Consider the following 16,749-nt stretch of genomic DNA (forward strand, 5'->3'; position numbering starts at 1 on the left):
GTCCGTGGTGCAAGCCCTGGAGTCGTTAGGGCGCTGCCGAGGGCCAGCGCAGCCTGCGGCAGCGGCTACAGAAGGTTGTAGCCGCTGCCGAGCCGCGCGTGGACGCCAGGATCCAAGGGCAGGTTCGGCACTCCTGCTCAACTCGCCCGCCGCCCTCAACTGCCGGTGCGGATCTTGTTCCACAGCCGGGTACGGATCCGGTCGATGTTCAGCGGCATGGCTTCCAGGGCAAACAGTTTGCCCATCATGTCCGGGCTCGGATAAACCTTGGTGTCGTTCTTGATTGCAGGGTCGATCAGGCTGTCTGCCTGCTGGTTACCGTTGGCGTAATGCACGTAGTTGCTGATAGCGGCCATGACGTCAGGGCGCAGCAAGTAGTTCATAAAGGCGTAACCCGCCTTCTCATCCGGAGCATCGGCCGGCATCGCCACCATGTCGAACCAGATGGCTGCGCCCTCCTTGGGAATCGAATAACCGATTTCCACGCCATTCTTGGCTTCTTTGGCCCGGCTTTCGGCCTGCAGGATGTCGCCGGAGAATCCCACCGCCACGCAGATGTCACCGTTAGCCAGGTCGCTGGTGTATTTGGAGGAGTGGAAGTAGCTGATGTAAGGCCGAACTTTCATCAGCAGTTCCTCGGCTTTTTTGTAATCCGCCGGGTTCTGGCTGTGGTGCGGCAACCCAAGGTAGTTCAAGGCTGCTGGGAGCAACTCGGGACCGTTATCGAGGATCGCCACCCCGCACTTCTGCAACTTCTGCATGTTTTCGGGCTTGAAGATCAGGTCCCAGGAGTCCACCGGCGCATTGTCGCCCAGCACCGCCTTGACCTTCGCCATGTTGTAGCCGATGCCGGTGCTGCCCCACAGGTAAGGAAACCCATGGGCGTTGCCCGGGTCGTTGGTTTGCAGGGCCTTGAGCAGTACCGGGTTGAGGTTCTTCCAGTTCGGCAACTGGTCCTTGTCGAGCTTTTTCAGGGCGCCACCCTGGATCTGCCTGGCCATGAAGTGGTTTGACGGAAACACCACGTCATACCCGGATTTGCCGGTCATCAACTTGCCGTCCAGGGTTTCGTTGCTGTCATAGACGTCGTAGCTGAAACCGATGGCGGTTTCCTTCTGGAAACTCTTCATCGTGTCCGGTGCGATGTAGTCCGACCAGTTGTAGATCTTCACCGTCTCGGCGGCCTGGCCGAGTGCAGCGACAAGCAGCAGGGGAGCGAACAGCAGCGAAGCTGGGGTCATGCGGGTCATGGGGCGATTCCTGGGTATGGGCTATTTTTATTGGCAGGCAATCAAGGGATCAGGGATCAAAGGATCAGAAAATCAATACATAGCTCTTGCGCACGGTTTCCTGGATATCCCAGATTCCGGTGCTGTTGGCCGGCAACATCAGGGCATCGCCGGCTTCTATGGTCAGGGTTTCACCGTTGTCTGGAGTAAAGGTGCAGCGGCCTTGAATAAAGTGGCAGAACTCCTGGGCCACGATCTGCCGCCGCCAGCGCCCCGGCGTGCACTCCCAGATGCCGGTCTCGACCCCGTCGTTACGCTCGACGCAGGTCACCGACGTGACGGCGACCGGGCTGCCCAGGGGCACGGCGACCGGGCTCGATTGATCGAGGACAGCCGTGGCGGTGTTCTTGAATTGAGTGATGCTCATGGTTCTACCTATGGGTTGGAAATCGCACAGTCAGTGCATGAAACCTTCCATGAAACCGGCCACGCGACTGGCCAACTTGCGCCGCCACGGTGGGCTGGCCGGGTTGGCCAGGGTCTGGTCTTCATGGACAAAACTGCGAATGATCGCGTTGTAGCCCAGCCAGCGACAGGGTTCAGGCTCCCAGGGGCGCAAGCCATCCACACGACCCTCGGCCATGACCCAGGGCTGGCGCACCAGCGGGCTGTCGCGTTCAAGAATCAGATCGGCCAGGGTGCGGCCGCCGAGGTTGCTGGCTCCAACCCCTTCGCCACCGTAGCCACCGGCCAGGGCAATGCCATGGCGCCGGTCGCAGAGCATATGGGGCTTGAAGTGGCGGGACATGCCCAGGTTGCCGCCCCAGGAGTGGGTGATGCGCACATTCTTCAGCTGTGGGAACAGCTCGCCGAACAGATACCGGCGCAACCCGACTTCGTTGTAGCTCAAGGTGAAGTCATGCCGCAGCTTGCCGGCAAAGCGGTATCCGCCACGGGCACCGAACACCAGGCGGTTATCCAGGGTGCGCTGGCCGTAGGTGACCTGACGGCTGCTTTCACTGAACGCTTGCCCGTGCTCCAGGCCGATCTCGTCCCACAGTGCCTGGGACAGCGGCTCGGTGGCCACCAACAGGCTCTGCACCGGCATCTGATAACGGCCCAGGGGCGGCAAGGTCACCGAATAGCCTTCTACCGCCGGTACCGTCCAACGGCTACGCACTTGGGCCTTGACCGTTTGCAGCCCGCCAGACTGCCAATGGGTGACCGGGCTGTTTTCGTAGATCTGCACGCCCATGCCTTCAACCACCCGCGCCAGGCCACGTACCAGTTTGGCGGGATGGATGGTCGCGCAATGAGGGGAATAGATAGCGCCGTAGGCATTGGCGATACGCACCTGCTGGCCCAGTTGCTCAGGGCTGAGCCAGTGGTAGTCGGCATCGGTAAGGCCCTGGGCATGCAGCTTGGCCAGGTATTGACGCAGGCTGGTTTCCTGTTCGGGATAGCGCGCCGCGCAGTACAACACCCCGCTCTTGCGGTAATCACAGTCGATGGCTTCACGTTCGATGACGTTTGCCACTTCATCCGGAATGCTGTGGAGCAGATCAAAGGACGCCCGACGCTCTTCGCTCGACAACCCGGCCAGCAACCTGTCCTCCCCCAACAGATTGCCCATCAGCCAGCCACCATTGCGCCCTGAGGCACCGAAGCCGGCGGTCTGGGCCTCGACAATGGCGATGCGCAACTGCGGCGCCTGGCGCTTGAGGTAGTAAGCCGTCCACAGCCCGGTGTAACCGGCACCGATGATGGCTACGTCAACATCCAGATCCTGCTCAAGAGACGGCCGCGCCAGCAGCGGCTCGTCGAGCTGGTCCATCCACAAACTGATAGTGCGCCATGCTGGCATGCAACAACTCCGCAACCGAGTTTTCGATAGCGGCGATCCTAGTGGCTGGGGTCAGGCGTTGTCTTGCGCGCGTGCACGCAAAGAAATTTGCTTGGCGTAAGCCTTGGGCGACTGGCCGGTGTGCTGGCGAAAACAGCTGTAGAACGCCGACAGCGAATTGAAGCCGGCGGCAAAGGCCAACTCATCGACACGCAGCGGAGGCGTCGCCTGGTCCAACGCCAGCAGCAGATGCTGCAAGCGCGCCTGATTCACGTAGCGGTAGAAGCTCTGGCCCAGCACTTGGTTGAGCAGGTAAGAAATCTGATTGCGGCTGTAACCGCACTCCTTCGCCACCCGTTGCAAATCCAGCTCAGGATCCAGATACGGCTGTTGCCGCTCGAAATACTGCTGCAAGTCCTCGGCCATGAAGCTCAGTTGGCGCGGCGACAATCCCAGGCGGCTCGCAGCTGGGCGCATGCTGTGGCGCGCTTTGTCGGGCAGGGTCTCGTGCACCAAAGAGGCGTATTCATTGACGCGCCAGATCAGACCGTCACGCACGGTAATCGCCTCGCTGGCGCGAAATGACACCAGGCCGCGGCCGCCACGCAACGTGACCTGGTACTGGATAAACGCAGTATTGCCATCCACCCGGATGCGATCGCTGTGCTCCAGGGCTTCGTCCGCGTCGCGGGGCATGCTGCTGGCCACGTACTCACGCAATTGATCCAGGCCCAGGGTGCGGTTCTGGAAAAAGTCGTTGTATTGAATCTCGGGATGGTAAAGCGCCATCACGCCATCCAGATCCCGGTGCTTCCAGCACAGGTGATAGCGCATCACGGTTTCGGCGGTGGCCTGGGTTTGCTGCGGGCCGTCATCAAAGGCGGACATAGGGCACTCGTCAAAATAAAAACCGAGCTTGCCGAAGTTGGCAGGCGGCTTCAATGGGCAATCCCGGTCGCGCGAATACTGGCATTGTGCCCAAAAATCGCGAGGACATGATCTGCATCAAAATTCTGCAAGGCAATCGCCAAACGGCCTGAAAAAAAACCGCGGACTGTCACAAGCGGGTGCTATTTTTACAAGCTCCACAGGAAGGACCATCGACGGTCCATCCTTACCTACCGCGAGCAAAAGGAAGCGCTCAATGATCCAGGTGGGCATCTCATGAATAGAGTTTCCGTCAGCAAGGTCACCTTTCCCAACGCATGTCAGTTGATGCGCTGGCATTTTCACCCCATGGGTTTCGAGGCCAGCATGGATGCGCCCGGCAGCATGATCGCCCGGCTCTTCGATCGCGTCAGTGGCGAAACCATGATCGCCATAGCCGGCATCCCCTGCGCCACCGTGATGAACGCCACCGACGTCGAGCGAATAATCGAGGCGGTGGAAGATGAACTTGAGTCCTTCACGCCCCCTTTGGCACTCAAGGCCTGACTACCCAACCTTTTGAACCAAAGCCCGCTTATGCAGCGGGCTTTTTCATGCACGCAAATCGTTGAAAAACGCTTTGCCCCGCGCAACCCGATCAGACGCCTTGGGTGCATTGGCAGCCGCAGATTCCTGCCCATCGACGTACCAGTAGCAGTGCTTCACCGCACGGGTGATACCGACATAGGCCAGGCGCAGGATTTCATCCTTCTGTGCGCTGTCGTAGGGCTCGGCGTCGCCGTCCTTGCCCAGGCCGGCCATGCGATAGACCTGATTCTTGTAGGGCGAGCTGGTCAAGTGTTGACAATCACCCAGCAGGAACACGGCATCCGCCTGCAAGCCCTTGGAGCTGTGATAGGTCAGTTGCTTAAGCCTGCGGGCTTCGATCGGCAACCTAGAATCAACATTAACTATTTGATTAATATGCTCCTCAATCAATAACTTATCGCTACTTTTTCGAAAGAGCATCAAGATTGAATCGCCCTTCTGATAGTGCTCGGCCAGGCGCTTGCCCAGACCTGCGTCATCGCGGTCCAGCACCTGCACCGGGCGCAACTCCTGCTCGGCCCCACTGGCCTTGGCTTTTTTCCCGCTGATCGCCGGCGCCGCCCGGACAATGTGTTCAGCGGCGTCAATGATGTGCTGGTGGCTGCGGTAATTCTCGCTGAGCATGACCCGGGTGGTGCTGGGCGACGGGAACTCCTTGTTGAACTCCATGAAGTATTTCGGCGAACTGCCACGCCAGCCATAGATCGACTGCCAGTCGTCGCCCACACAGAGCAGGGACGACCGCTGGGCGCCGCGCCCTACGTGCATGGCCGGGCCGCGACTGCGGATTTCCCGCAGGCAAGCGCGAAGCCAGGAGACGATCTGCGGCGAAACATCCTGGAATTCGTCGATCATCAGATGTGATAAAGGGCGCAGGCGCTCATTGCTCAACAGCTTGAGGTTCTCCGGCGAATGCTCGCTGAATAAGGCGAACATGCGGTTGTAACTCATGATCGGCGGCGACTGGTCCAGCAAATGGTCTTCCAGGGCCCGCCAGAACAGGCTGAGCGCTTCGAAGAAATACCGATCCGGGTCATCCTTGACAAAGCTCATGCGCCCAACCGCATCGCACACATCCAGCCCGAGGTTCTCGATAAAGCCTGCGGCACCGACAAAACAATCCAGTAATGGCGCCGAAGCCAGCTCACCCTTGACCTTGTAGTCGAAACCCGGCCCCGCGCTGGCATCTCCGGCCAATGACGACAGGACGCGCTTTGCTGAATCATAAGAATCAAGCCATATCAAAGGCTTATGGCAAAAAGCTTGAAACAGGGTGCGTTTGACCGCCCATTCCGCGCGCACTGTGAGCTTGGCCCCGGGACGGCCGACCTGGGGGTTTTCCCGCGGGTCGAAGCCCAGCACCACCCAAGCATCCAGCTCGGCCGCATAACCATGGCAATGGAAGCGCGAGCCGTTGATTTCGATGCTTTGTCGATTGGGCTCGATACCCTTGATCGGCCAGGCGCCAGCTCGAAACCACAGGTCTTCCAGGGTGTCGCACAGCTCTTCGTCGCGCTTGGCGGCCAATTCGGTGACCGCCATGCGCTTTTGCACATCAGGGTGATCGCGCTCCAGCTCCTTGAGCTGCAAGGCATGGCGCAACAGCGGCTTGATCGCCTGGCGAAAGCGCCCATCGCGGCCATGCAAGACGTGGTAGCAGGCATTCAGGTGACGGCGTTGGGCGTCGTTGATGCGCAGGTCGAACGGATTGCTCTCCACCTCCTCGTCCGCGCCCGGCCCACGCTCACTGAGGTTTTCAAACGCCTGCAGGCGTTCGAACCCCGGCAGGCTGCGCACCATCGGCAGGATCCGCGAGTGAAAGGTGCGCACCACTTCCCGCGCGTCGCGCAAGCCCAGACTAAGGCCCCAGAGGCTGAACACCTGGATCAGTTTCTGGATAAAGTCCTTGCGCGACTCACGGGTAAAGGTCACCACCGTCAAGGAGTCGAGCTCAAAGCCCAGGTAGTGATGCAGCAACAGGATGCGCAGCACTAGGGAAGTCGATTTGCCCGCCCCGGCGCCGGCGATCACGGAAGTGGACGGGGTATCGCTGAAAATCATCTTCCACTGCGCCGTGCTCGGCTGGGCATGGGCCGGCAGCAAGCGGGCGACATCGGCCTTGATGCGCTTCTTCAACTCCGTACTCAGCGGCAGGCGCCAGTCATCGAACAGCAGGTCATCTACGCCAGGAGCACGGTGCTCGGTATTGCGCGTATCGCGGATCAACAGCACCTGACGGCCCTCCTCGATGCCTTCGAGCTTGCCCTCCTTATAGCCATACTCGACGCCTGCGGTATGCCCGCTGCGAAAGCCATCCGCCTGGCCATGCAGCCAGGAAGCCCGATGCTGAGCGCGTAGACGGGTAAGGCCATGTCCGAAAAACCTGGCTGCCAGCCGCTTGAACAGCGGCATTTCGGCCAGTGGCAAAAGCTCGGGAGGAAGATCGGGGGTGTGTTGCGGCACGCTGACTCCAGGGTGTGAGGCTGTGTGGGCTATGGTCGCTGCATTTGCCGCTGACTTCTAGCGAAATGCTTACAGGTCATCCACTTAAGCGATGAATTGAAGATTCGACAGCAGCAACGGGCCCGTATAAATATCTAATTTATAGATTGGATTACGGCATTTTTTGCGCTTTTTATCGATGCATAGCTGATAGATGATGCTCACCATCAACCGGGATTGGCGCTCTATGGCAGCGACCAGGCCGATCCCTTACAGGAGACGATCATGCTTGAACTCAGACCTTTTGCATCCCTGGGCGGCGCCCATCATGGCTGGCTGGATGCTCACCACCACTTTTCGTTTGCCGAATACCACGACCCGGCACGCATGAACTGGGGCAACCTGCGGGTGTGGAACGATGACGTGATCGCCCCTGGCACCGGCTTCCCTCAGCACCCGCACCGCGACATGGAAATCATCACCTATGTGCGCGAAGGCGCCATCACTCACCAGGACAACCTCGGCAATAAAGGCCGGACCGAAGCCGGTGACGTGCAGGTGATGAGTGCTGGCACCGGGATCGCCCACAGCGAGTACAACCTGGAATCGACGCCAACCCGGATCTTTCAGATCTGGATCATTCCCAACCAGGCCGGCGCAGCGCCATCCTGGGGCGCCAAGCCTTTCCCCAAAGGCCAGCGCGAAGGGTTTGTGACCTTGGCCAGCGGCAAGCACGGCGATGACCAGAGCCTGCAGATTCGCGCCGATGCGCGCCTGGTGGCGGCCAACCTCAAGGCTGGCGAATCAGCCGAATATGCACTGGACCCGGGCCGGCGTGCCTACCTGGTGCCCGCTACCGGGGTGATTGAAGTCAACGGCTTGCGTGCACAAGCTCGAGACGGTGTGGCGGTTGCCGAGGAAAGCGTCTTGCGAGTGACGGCGATCGAGGACAGTGAAATCGTGCTGGTGGACCTGGCCTGATAAAACAGAAGCCATAAAAAAGGGCGACCCTGGGGTCGCCCTTTTTTTACCTGCCTGTCAGTTGCCGCTGATGGCGCCATCCACCAGGGTCTGGGCTTCCTGCACCAATTGCTTGAGGTGGTCATCACCGATAAAGCTTTCGGCGTAGATCTTGTAGATGTCCTCGGTGCCCGAAGGTCGCGCGGCGAACCAGCCGTTGGCGGTCATGACCTTGAGCCCGCCGATGGCCTGATCATTACCCGGCGCGTGGCTGAGGATCTGCTCAATTGCTTCACCAGCCAGTTGGGTCGAGGTGACCTGCTGCGGCGAAAGCTTACTGAGCAAGGCTTTCTGTTGCGGATTGGCCTTGGCATCGACCCGTACCGAAAAAGGTTCGCCCAGCTCATCACACAGGGCACGGTAGGCCTGGCTCGGATCGCGGCCAGTACGGGCGGTCATTTCTGCTGCCAGCAAGGCCGGGATCAATCCGTCCTTGTCAGTACTCCAGACACCGCCGTCCTTGCGCAGGAATGAGGCGCCGGCGCTTTCTTCGCCGCCAAAACCCAACGAGCCATCGAACAGGCCGTCGGCAAACCACTTGAAGCCTACTGGCACTTCATACAAACGGCGGCCCAAGCGCTTGGCAACCCGGTCAATCAGGCCACTGCTGACCACAGTCTTGCCAACGGCGGCATCGGCGCGCCATTGCGGACGATTCTGAAACAGGTAGTCGATGGTGACTGCCAGGTAATTATTCGGCGCCAGCAGGCCACCGCTCGGGGTGACGATGCCGTGGCGGTCGTGGTCAGGGTCGCAGGCGAAGGCCACATCGAAGCGATCCTTCAGGCCGATCAGCCCCTGCATTGCGTAGCTGGAGGACGGGTCCATGCGGATCTGCCCGTCCCAGTCCACCGACATAAAGCGGAAAGTCGGGTCGACCTGCTTGTTCACCACGTCCAGGTCCAGGCGATAGTGCTCGGCGATTGCCGACCAGTAGCGCACCCCTGCTCCACCCAGTGGATCGACGCCCAGATGCAGCTTGGCGCCACGGATGGCATCCATGTCGATCACATTGATCAAGTCGGCGACATAGGTGTTGAGGTAATCGTGACGGTGGGTGGTATCGGCTTTCAGCGCCTGCTCGTAGCTGATGCGCTTGATCCCGGCGAGCTTGGCCGCGAGCAACTCGTTGGCCTTGGCTTCGATCCACTTGGTGATATGGGTATCGGCCGGACCACCGTTGGTGGGGTTGTACTTGTAACCGCCGCTTTGTGGCGGGTTGTGCGATGGGGTGATGACGATGCCGTCCGCCAGGCCCGAAGTGCGGCCGCGGTTGTAGCACAGGATGGCGTGGGAAACGGCCGGAGTGGGTGTGTACTCATCCCCGGCGGCAATCATGACCGTCACACCGTTGGCGGCAAGCACTTCCAGGGCACTGGCACCGGCAGGCGTGGACAGCGCATGGGTGTCGATGCCGACAAACAGCGGGCCATCGATACCCTGGGATTCGCGATACAGGCAGATGGCCTGACTGATGGCCAGTACATGCCATTCGTTGAAACTCAGATCGAACGAGCTGCCACGGTGCCCCGAAGTACCAAAGGCAACACGCTGGGTAGAAACCGAAGCATCGGGCTGGCCGGTGTAATAGGCCGTTACCAGTCGCGGGATATCGACCAACAATTCAGCTGGTGCCGGCTTGCCCGCAAAAGGACTGAGTGTCATGCAAAACCTCTGGAAAAGGATGATTCGGGAGTGGAACGCAGTCTACTGGCAGTTTGACCATCGCGCGACGGGATCTATCCCGTGGCATGAGCGGAACTTGCAGAATTTGCACAACGAACACGCAGGCGCCGCCCGGGACGGGCTGGAGTGATCGGGAGGGAAGATGAAAGACCGGCGCTTGAGGCACCGGTGCGATAAAAAACGCCAGGGTTCGTGGTGGCGAACCCTGGCGTGGGGATCAGGCCGATTCGACCTGCAACGCAACCCGCTCGCGGCATGGACACTCATCCATGTAACGGTGCGCCTCGACAAACTCATTGAACGGGAACACCCGAGTCTTCAGCGGCAGCAGCACTCGGTCCGCGGTCAACTGGTTGATGTCACGCAAGGCTCGCTGCAGTGCCACCTGGTCCTGGACGATACCCAGCTCCGGCTTGCCGGTGAAGTTGCCGATGCAGTGCACAAAGAACTGGATGTTCTTCTGGAACGCCGCGCAGGCCGGGAATGGCGTCTGGTTACCGCCCTGCAGGCCATACAGGACCAGGCTGCCACGCGGCGCCAGGACATCGCCCAGCAGTGACATCTGCGGGCCACCCAAGCCATCGAACACCACGTCCACGCCACGGCCGTCAGTGAACTTGTTGATCTGCATCAGCAGGTCCTGTTCCTCGGTGACGATCACTTTCTCGGCGCCCAGGGACAGCAGATACTCGCGCTCTTCCGCGGTCTTGGTCGCGGCAATCACCCGCACCCCAAGGGCTTTGCCCAGCTGGACAAAGGATGGGCCGGCGCAATGGCTGGCATCGGTAACCAAGGCGAACTGCCCGGGTTTGACTCGGGCCAGATCGGCGTAGGCGAAATAGGCAATCAGCAGCGGCGTGTAATGCACGCTGGCCTCGATCGGGCTGAGAATGTCCGGATAACGGGTCAGGGCCGAGCGCGGCAATACGATCTGCTCGCCGTATACCGGGTAATCATTGGGGCTTTCGGCAGGGAAACTGGCGACTTTGTCACCCACTGCCAGGTCGTCGACGCCATCACCGACTGCGGTGACCACACCGGCCATCTCATGCCCCAGGCCTGAAGGCAGGCGAGCATGGGACGAGGCCAGGTTCTGGCGCCAGAGAATGTCATACCAACTGATGCCAATCGCCTCGACGCGCACCTGCACTTCGCCTGGCGCAGGCAAAGCGGCCGCATGCTCTTCGCATTTGAGCACCTCGGCCGAGCCAAACTTGTGAAAACGGATCGTGCGGGACATCGCAAACCTCGTCAAAGTAACCTCTAATGCCCTGAACTTTATCTGGGCTTTTACAGCAAGACCATCAGTGGCTATTAATAGTCGACATGCCTGTCATTGATTCCGCAGCTCCGGCAACCCTTATAAACCGCGTGCCAGAGCGAACTTGCCTGGCAGGAAACTGAATTAGCCGGTGCAGAGTAGCAGCCTTTCCCCGTAAGATTCACGCCGGCCATTGTTCTTATATGGCCGCTCTCGTCAAGTTTACTGACTCTGCCAGGACTCCAGATGAATCGTAATGACCTGCGTCGTGTCGACCTGAACCTGTTGATCGTGTTCGAAACATTGATGCATGAACGCAGTGTGACCCGTGCCGCCGAGAAATTGTTCCTCGGCCAGCCCGCCATCAGCGCGGCGTTGTCGCGCCTGCGCAGTCTGTTCGACGACCCCCTGTTTGTACGCACCGGCCGCAGCATGGAGCCTTCGGCGCGGGCGGTGGAAATCTTCGCCCTGCTCTCGCCGGCCCTGGATTCGATTTCGACCGCGGTCAGCCGCGCCGCCGAATTCGACCCGGCCACCAGCACCGCCGTGTTTCGCATCGGTCTGTCGGACGATGTCGAGTTCGCGCTGCTGCCCATGCTGCTCAAGCGCCTGCGCGCCGAAGCTCCCGGAATCGTGCTGGTGGTACGCCGCGCCAACTACCTGCTGATGCCGGCGTTGCTGGCCTCGGGCGAAATCTCGATTGGCGTCAGCTACACCACCGACCTGCCGGCCAACGCCAAGCGCAAGGTATTGCGCCGCAGCCTGCCCAAATTGCTGCGCGCCGACACCGTACCCGGCGCCTTGAGCCTGGATGACTTCTGCGCCCGCCCCCATGCCCTGGTCTCGTTCGCCGGCGATCTCAGCGGTTTTATCGATGAAGAGTTGGAAAAACTCGGACGCAAGCGCCATGTGGTGCTGGCCGTACCGCAGTTCAACGGCTTGAGCACCCTGCTGGCGGGCACCGATATCCTGGCCACTGTTCCGGATTACACCGCCGAAGCCCTGACCGCCGCTGGCGGCGTGCGCGCCGAAGACCCACCGCTGCCGGTACGCGACTTCGAACTGCACATGGCCTGGCGCGGCTCCCAGGACAACGACCCGGGAGAGCGTTGGTTGCGGTCGCGGATTCAGATGTTTTTCGGCGACCCTGAGAGTCTTTAGACGTAGTCTGGCAGGCTGTTCGGCTGATCATTTCTGCCTTTCCACAAACCATGAAGCTCCATCCACTTCCAGTGGATTGCCACACCCGGAGGCAAATCTGAGGACACGCGTTGGATGGTTTGCAAAGAATGCCCCCCCAGCCTAAGGCCAAGCGGGCTAATGATGAGGATGGCTCCGAGGCCTGAGGCTTTCAGCGATAAAAACTGCGTATATCGGCCGAGTGAAAGCGGTGAGTGCTCACCGTTTTCATTCGGGTTGGGATCCTAGTATTTGAAACGCCCCACCAGGCCTTTGAGCTGACCAGAAATTTCTATCAATCGACCCGAGCCAGTCTGTGAGGACTGGGCAAAGCCTTCGACCAGTTGGGCGTCGGCATGGATCTGCGCGATGTGCCGATTGATCTCTTCGGCCACCTGGTGCTGCTCCTCGGCGGCGGTGGCGATCTGGGTATTCTGGTCGCGGATCGAGTCCACCGAGCCACGGATCTTGTCGAAGCTGTCACGTGCCTGCTGGATACGTTCCACGCTGGTGTGGGACACCTGCAGGCTGCCTTGCATCTGCTGCGTGACTTCCTGGGTGCGGCGGGAGAGATTGCCCAGCAAGCTGTCGATCTCGCCGGTGGAGTCGGCTGTCCGACGGGCCAGGGCGCGGACTTCGTCGGCGACCACGGCGAAGCCTCGGCCTTGGTCTCCGGCGCGCGCTGCTTCAATTGCTGCGTTGAGCGCCAGCAGGTTGGTCTGCTCGGCAATCGAGCGGATGGTGTCGAGAATGGTGTTGATGTTCTGGCTGTCCTGCTCCAGCAACTGCATGGTCTGGGTCGACTTTTGCAGGTCTTCGCTGAGCTTGAGCACGCTGCCGGTGGCTTCGCCGATGTGCTGCTGGCCGTCATGTACGTCGCGGTAGCCTTCGTCGGCACTCGACGCGGCGGCACTGCACGAACGCGCGACTTCGTTGGCAGTAGCGACCATTTCATTGAACGCGGTGCTCACCAGCTCCACGGCTTCACGCTGGCGACCTGCGGCCTGGTTCATGTTGTTGGCCACTTCGCTGGTGTCGGCGGCGGCGGTCTGCAGGTCAGATGAGGCGTTGCCGATGCGCTGCACCAATTGCGCGATCATGCCCAGGAACTGGTTGAACCAGCCCGCCAGGCTGGCGGTTTCGTCCTTGCCCTGCACCTTGAGTTGGCGCGTCAGGTCGCCTTCTCCTTCGGCGATTTCTTGCAGGCCGTCGGCCACGCCGCGAATCGGACGCACGATGACGCTGGCAAAACTGGCGCCAACTATCGCGAACACCAACGCCAAGGCCGCCGCAATGGCGGCGATCAACCAGGTCAGGCGGGTGGCGTCGGCCAGCACTTCATCACGCTTGATCAGGCCGATAAAGCGCCAGCCCAGGTCTTTGGAGCTGACCACGTTGGCCATGTAGGGCACGCCATCAATCTCGATCTGCGTCACGCCGTCGCCTCGCTTGGCGAGCTCGGCGTAGTTGGGGCCCAGGTCGGCCAGGGGTTTGAAGTTGTGCTTGGCGTCGCTGGGGTCTACCAGCACGTTGCCGTTGGCTTCCACCAGCATCAGGTAGCCGCTGTCGCCCAGCTTGATGTTGCGCACCAGTTCGGTGAGCTGTTTGATCGACACGTCCAGGCCAACCACTCCCAGGATATTCCCGGCGGCGTCGGCGACAGTGTGCACGGTGCCGATCAGCGTCACATCGTCCGGCGCCCAATAGTAGGCACCGGTGCGCACGGTGGCGCCTGGCGCGGCGATGGCCGCTTTGTACCAGGGACGTACGCGTGGGTCGTAGTTGTTCAGTTTGCTGTCGTCCGGCCAGCTGGCGTAGCCGCCATCGCTCAGCCCCAGGGACAGGTAAGCGGTACTCGGATGGCTTTTGGCGAACTGGTCGAATATCGCCAGCAGCTCTTTGTTGGTCTGAGTGAGCGGAATTTGCGCTGCTTCGGCGCCAGCGTAGCTCTTGAGATCTTTGGCCGCGACAACGCGCGGGTCCTTGGCTACGTAGTCGACGTTTTGGCTGATGCCGTCAAAAAACTGCTTCATGCCATTGTCGATCTGGCGGATCTCGCGACCGCTGCTGTCGAGGAAATTGGCCAGGGCCCCTTCTCGCAGATTCAGCACTACCAAAATGGCGACCAGGATGACCGGGACACACGCGATAGCCGCGAACGCCCAGGTCAGCTTCTGCTTGATATTCATGACTTCACCTGCGGGTATTTATAGTTTTGGCAAGGGGAAACGCTAGAGCCGAACGTCGCATGTGTTGTTATGAGGAGATAGAGCCCATGCGTACTCTGAATTATCGACCGCGACGGTGCGCACTTTAGAACGATACTGAAAGCTTTTGCGCGGCAAACATCCAGGCAGAAAGCAATGTTGGCCAATGCGTAACCTGTTTACTGACTGGGTTTTACGAGAAACTCCTTGAGCCGAGGTTAAGAAAAAGAGGTATCAGGGTTGTTCTAGAGCCCAGTCAAAAGTGTTCTTGGGCGATCCAGAGAGTTATTAAAAAAACCTCAACAGGCCGGTCAAAAAATACGCATAAAAAAGGCGCCTTCTCAGGCGCCAAAGCGCTACCGCTCAATTTCATGACCTACCAAGCACCTGCATGCTCCCGTGAAAACCGGCCCAGTCCGCCTACCCGACCGCTTTTTGGAAGCGCGCAGGCTTGCGAAACAGTCGGAAGTCATCGAATTTCTGCCCGTAGACAAACGGCAGGTAAGCCTCTGCATCCGGCAGTACATCCAGCCGTGGGACCGTCCAGCTCGACTCACCTTCCGTGTAATAAGCCGCTCCAACCGACACCACGGGAATGGTGTGCAGGGGGTCGAGGGCCGTACCACCGAGCTTCAGGGTTCCAGCGCCGATACGTTTTACCCGCAGGTTTTCCTGGTTCTTCATGCAGTTCAAAATCGGGTCGTGCTGCAGGCCGTAACCCGAAGAGTGAGGCACCGCCTTGATTTCGAAGTCGTAGCCCTCAGAACTTGAAGGCCCGATGTTGTCGCCAAACTCGGCTTCGATCTCGATCAGGCGTGCACCGTTACGCTCACAAAAGCCGTAGGCCTCATGGCCGTCGAGATAGACCTGGGCAATACCGGTTTTCTTCGCCTCCCCCCACATTTCCCGACCGATCGTGACCGGCATGTCGCCGCTGACAATCAACACCAGCATGGTTGTGCCCTCAAGCTCTTGATATCGGCACCTGAGAGAAATGATGCCGCAGTCAAACTCACCACAAAGCTCGCTCTGCCAACGAGAGACGCTGGCGATGGCGGTAGGTGTTTCGGGCAGCTCAAAACATGGCGGCAGCACCGAGCGCAGGAATTCGAACGTTGTTTCGAACTCAATCGACAACGCCTCAATGGTGCAGCGCCCCTCGGACAGAATGCGTTGAATTTCCTCAAGCTCTTCTTTGGTTTTTACAAAACTCATGGCCGTCGATCTCCCTGGATTCAAGCGTTCAATTGTTCGATAACAGCTTCGGCTACACCTTGTGAGGACGCTGGATTTTGACCGGTGATCAACGCGCCGCTGACTACCACGTGACGTTCCCAATCAAGGGTCTTGGAATACACCGCGCCCAGCGCCTTCAACTCGGCCTCGACGAGGTAGGGAACAGCCTTTTCCAGGCCTACTGCGGCCTCTTCACTGTCGCTGAAGGCCGTGACCTGCACACCTTCGACCCAGGGTCGACCGTCACGCTTGCGTGCATCCAGCAGCGCGCAACCTGCATGGCAAATGGTTGCAACAGGCTTACCTTGGGCAAGGAGTGACTCGATAAGCGCGATGGAATCGGGCTGGTTACGCAGGTCCCACAGCGGGCCGTGCCCGCCGGGATAAATCAGGGCACTGACCTGCGAATCGACGATAGCCGACAGTTCGAGGGTCGAAACCAGGCGTTCCTTGAGGGCTGCATCTGCCCCAAAGCGTTTATAAAGTGGATGATCCTTGAAGGCGTCAATCGACAGCGGGTCAATGGGCACACGGCCGCCTTTGGGCGAAGCGAGTCGTACCGGGTAACCCGCGTCTATTAAGGTGTAGTACGGCACGAGAAACTCTTCGAGCCACAGACCGGTGTCGCGGCCGGTATCGCCAAAGGCATCATGCGAAGTCAAAACGAACAAAATACTCATCAAGCGCACTCCACAACGTATTCATTGAAGGCCGGGAATCAGGCAGCGGTTTGCTGTTCCCAGAGGGCCTGAGCGCTGGACCAGGTTTGGTTGACGTCCTGGCCGTCGGCTGTTTTCCAGGTGATGGGGCCGACCATTTGCAGAATGAATGTGGTGTCGGCGAGCATTTTGGTTTCATCGTGTTCAGCGCCTGTTGCCTCATACAGGAACCCATGCTGGACACAGAGCGCCCCCCCCTTCTCCGGCCCGCCCCGCAACTCGAGAATGCCCTCGAACACGTAGCCTTCCGCGGGCCCATGGTGAATATGCGGCAACAGAATCGAGCCGTTGGGGCAGTAAAACATGACGGTCCAAATACCTAACTCAGGCGACACGTGCAGCAGTTTCCACTTCACACCACCGGTATGAAATTGCTCGGGAAACGCCTGCCACTTGAATTGGTCAACCTGCACATAAGCGTCTTGTGGTTTCTGGATAAGGTTCATTTCAG

The 16,749-nt window shown here is 59.7% G+C and carries 13 protein-coding genes and 2 pseudogenes; 3 read left to right on the forward strand and 12 right to left on the reverse strand.

Features of this window, described 5'->3' with window-relative positions:
* Nucleotides 1-155: 155 nt before the first annotated feature.
* The 4 genes from ACOZJV_RS03475 to ACOZJV_RS03490 form a co-directional block, all read right to left on the reverse strand.
* A complete protein-coding gene (locus ACOZJV_RS03475; RefSeq protein ID WP_421547575.1) occupies nucleotides 156-1,241 on the reverse strand; it encodes a polyamine ABC transporter substrate-binding protein in 1,086 nt (361 codons plus the stop codon).
* A gap of 73 nt (nucleotides 1,242-1,314) precedes the next feature.
* Nucleotides 1,315-1,656 (reverse strand): cupin domain-containing protein, encoded by a 342-nt coding sequence (locus tag ACOZJV_RS03480; protein WP_078473442.1) that lies wholly within the window; start codon nucleotides 1,654-1,656, stop codon nucleotides 1,315-1,317.
* A gap of 30 nt (nucleotides 1,657-1,686) precedes the next feature.
* Nucleotides 1,687-3,093 (reverse strand): NAD(P)/FAD-dependent oxidoreductase, encoded by a 1,407-nt coding sequence (locus tag ACOZJV_RS03485; RefSeq protein WP_421546844.1) that lies wholly within the window; start codon nucleotides 3,091-3,093, stop codon nucleotides 1,687-1,689.
* 51 nt (nucleotides 3,094-3,144) lie between these two features.
* On the reverse strand, nucleotides 3,145-3,960 hold the full coding sequence (locus tag ACOZJV_RS03490) for a helix-turn-helix domain-containing protein (protein WP_078473484.1): 816 nt from the start codon (nucleotides 3,958-3,960) through the stop codon (nucleotides 3,145-3,147).
* Between the two features lie 276 nt (nucleotides 3,961-4,236).
* On the opposite strand from ACOZJV_RS03490, the gene ACOZJV_RS03495 reads away from it, so the two are divergent.
* Nucleotides 4,237-4,506 (forward strand): DUF1652 domain-containing protein, encoded by a 270-nt coding sequence (locus tag ACOZJV_RS03495; RefSeq protein WP_078473444.1) that lies wholly within the window; start codon nucleotides 4,237-4,239, stop codon nucleotides 4,504-4,506.
* Nucleotides 4,507-4,551: 45 nt separating this feature from the next.
* Here the strand turns inward: ACOZJV_RS03495 and ACOZJV_RS03500 are convergent, their stop codons facing one another.
* On the reverse strand, nucleotides 4,552-7,011 hold the full coding sequence (locus ACOZJV_RS03500) for a UvrD-helicase domain-containing protein (RefSeq protein WP_421546845.1): 2,460 nt from the start codon (nucleotides 7,009-7,011) through the stop codon (nucleotides 4,552-4,554).
* Nucleotides 7,012-7,275: 264 nt separating this feature from the next.
* On the opposite strand from ACOZJV_RS03500, the gene ACOZJV_RS03505 reads away from it, so the two are divergent.
* Entirely contained in the window at nucleotides 7,276-7,971 is a 696-nt protein-coding gene (locus ACOZJV_RS03505) for a pirin family protein (RefSeq protein ID WP_078473446.1), read from the forward strand.
* A gap of 57 nt (nucleotides 7,972-8,028) precedes the next feature.
* On the opposite strand, the gene pgm is transcribed toward ACOZJV_RS03505, so the two are convergent.
* Together pgm and ACOZJV_RS03515 are read right to left on the reverse strand one after the other, a co-directional pair.
* Nucleotides 8,029-9,675, reverse strand: coding sequence for a phosphoglucomutase (alpha-D-glucose-1,6-bisphosphate-dependent) (gene pgm, locus ACOZJV_RS03510; protein ID WP_421546846.1), 1,647 nt, complete (start codon nucleotides 9,673-9,675; stop codon nucleotides 8,029-8,031).
* A gap of 238 nt (nucleotides 9,676-9,913) precedes the next feature.
* Nucleotides 9,914-10,936, reverse strand: coding sequence for a zinc-dependent alcohol dehydrogenase family protein (locus tag ACOZJV_RS03515; protein WP_078473448.1), 1,023 nt, complete (start codon nucleotides 10,934-10,936; stop codon nucleotides 9,914-9,916).
* Nucleotides 10,937-11,203: 267 nt separating this feature from the next.
* Here ACOZJV_RS03515 and ACOZJV_RS03520 point away from each other — a divergent pair, with 267 nt between their 5' ends.
* Nucleotides 11,204-12,118 carry a LysR family transcriptional regulator gene (locus ACOZJV_RS03520; RefSeq protein ID WP_242487507.1) on the forward strand — a complete coding sequence of 305 codons (915 nt, stop codon included), beginning with the start codon at nucleotides 11,204-11,206 and terminating at the stop codon, nucleotides 12,116-12,118.
* Nucleotides 12,119-12,381: 263 nt separating this feature from the next.
* On the opposite strand, the pseudogene ACOZJV_RS03525 reads toward ACOZJV_RS03520, so the two are convergent.
* From ACOZJV_RS03525 to ACOZJV_RS03545, 5 genes and pseudogenes are all read right to left on the reverse strand, one after another.
* Nucleotides 12,382-12,897: pseudogene (locus ACOZJV_RS03525) on the reverse strand (methyl-accepting chemotaxis protein); the annotation flags it as partial.
* Between the two features lie 345 nt (nucleotides 12,898-13,242).
* Nucleotides 13,243-14,325 (reverse strand): annotated as a pseudogene (locus ACOZJV_RS03530) (HAMP domain-containing protein); the annotation flags it as partial.
* 438 nt (nucleotides 14,326-14,763) lie between these two features.
* Nucleotides 14,764-15,558: an acetoacetate decarboxylase family protein gene (locus ACOZJV_RS03535; RefSeq protein ID WP_421546847.1), complete on the reverse strand. Its 795-nt coding sequence runs from the start codon at nucleotides 15,556-15,558 to the stop codon at nucleotides 14,764-14,766.
* 20 nt (nucleotides 15,559-15,578) lie between these two features.
* Nucleotides 15,579-16,259 (reverse strand): type 1 glutamine amidotransferase domain-containing protein, encoded by a 681-nt coding sequence (locus ACOZJV_RS03540; RefSeq protein ID WP_421546848.1) that lies wholly within the window; start codon nucleotides 16,257-16,259, stop codon nucleotides 15,579-15,581.
* A 38-nt stretch (nucleotides 16,260-16,297) separates the two neighbouring features.
* Nucleotides 16,298-16,744: a cupin domain-containing protein gene (locus tag ACOZJV_RS03545; protein WP_421546849.1), complete on the reverse strand. Its 447-nt coding sequence runs from the start codon at nucleotides 16,742-16,744 to the stop codon at nucleotides 16,298-16,300.
* Between the last annotated feature and the right edge of the window lie 5 nt (nucleotides 16,745-16,749).

It is taken from the genome of Pseudomonas sp. QD4, assembly GCF_049199125.1.
GTDB lineage: Bacteria > Pseudomonadota > Gammaproteobacteria > Pseudomonadales > Pseudomonadaceae > Aquipseudomonas.

Bases quoted from the DNA above. Each gene is read 5' to 3' on its own strand.
- ACOZJV_RS03475 (WP_421547575.1), bottom strand. From the start codon at position 1,241: ATGACCCCAGCTTCGCTGCTGTTCGCTCCCCTGCTGCTTGTCGCTGCA.
- ACOZJV_RS03480 (WP_078473442.1), bottom strand. From the start codon at position 1,656: ATGAGCATCACTCAATTCAAGAACACCGCCACGGCTGTCCTCGATCAA.
- ACOZJV_RS03485 (WP_421546844.1), bottom strand. From the start codon at position 3,093: ATGCCAGCATGGCGCACTATCAGTTTGTGGATGGACCAGCTCGACGAG.
- ACOZJV_RS03490 (WP_078473484.1), bottom strand. From the start codon at position 3,960: ATGTCCGCCTTTGATGACGGCCCGCAGCAAACCCAGGCCACCGCCGAA.
- ACOZJV_RS03495 (WP_078473444.1), top strand. From the start codon at position 4,237: ATGAATAGAGTTTCCGTCAGCAAGGTCACCTTTCCCAACGCATGTCAG.
- ACOZJV_RS03505 (WP_078473446.1), top strand. From the start codon at position 7,276: ATGCTTGAACTCAGACCTTTTGCATCCCTGGGCGGCGCCCATCATGGC.
- pgm (WP_421546846.1), bottom strand. From the start codon at position 9,675: ATGACACTCAGTCCTTTTGCGGGCAAGCCGGCACCAGCTGAATTGTTG.
- ACOZJV_RS03515 (WP_078473448.1), bottom strand. From the start codon at position 10,936: ATGTCCCGCACGATCCGTTTTCACAAGTTTGGCTCGGCCGAGGTGCTC.
- ACOZJV_RS03520 (WP_242487507.1), top strand. From the start codon at position 11,204: ATGAATCGTAATGACCTGCGTCGTGTCGACCTGAACCTGTTGATCGTG.
- ACOZJV_RS03535 (WP_421546847.1), bottom strand. From the start codon at position 15,558: ATGAGTTTTGTAAAAACCAAAGAAGAGCTTGAGGAAATTCAACGCATT.
- ACOZJV_RS03540 (WP_421546848.1), bottom strand. From the start codon at position 16,259: ATGAGTATTTTGTTCGTTTTGACTTCGCATGATGCCTTTGGCGATACC.
- ACOZJV_RS03545 (WP_421546849.1), bottom strand. From the start codon at position 16,744: ATGAACCTTATCCAGAAACCACAAGACGCTTATGTGCAGGTTGACCAA.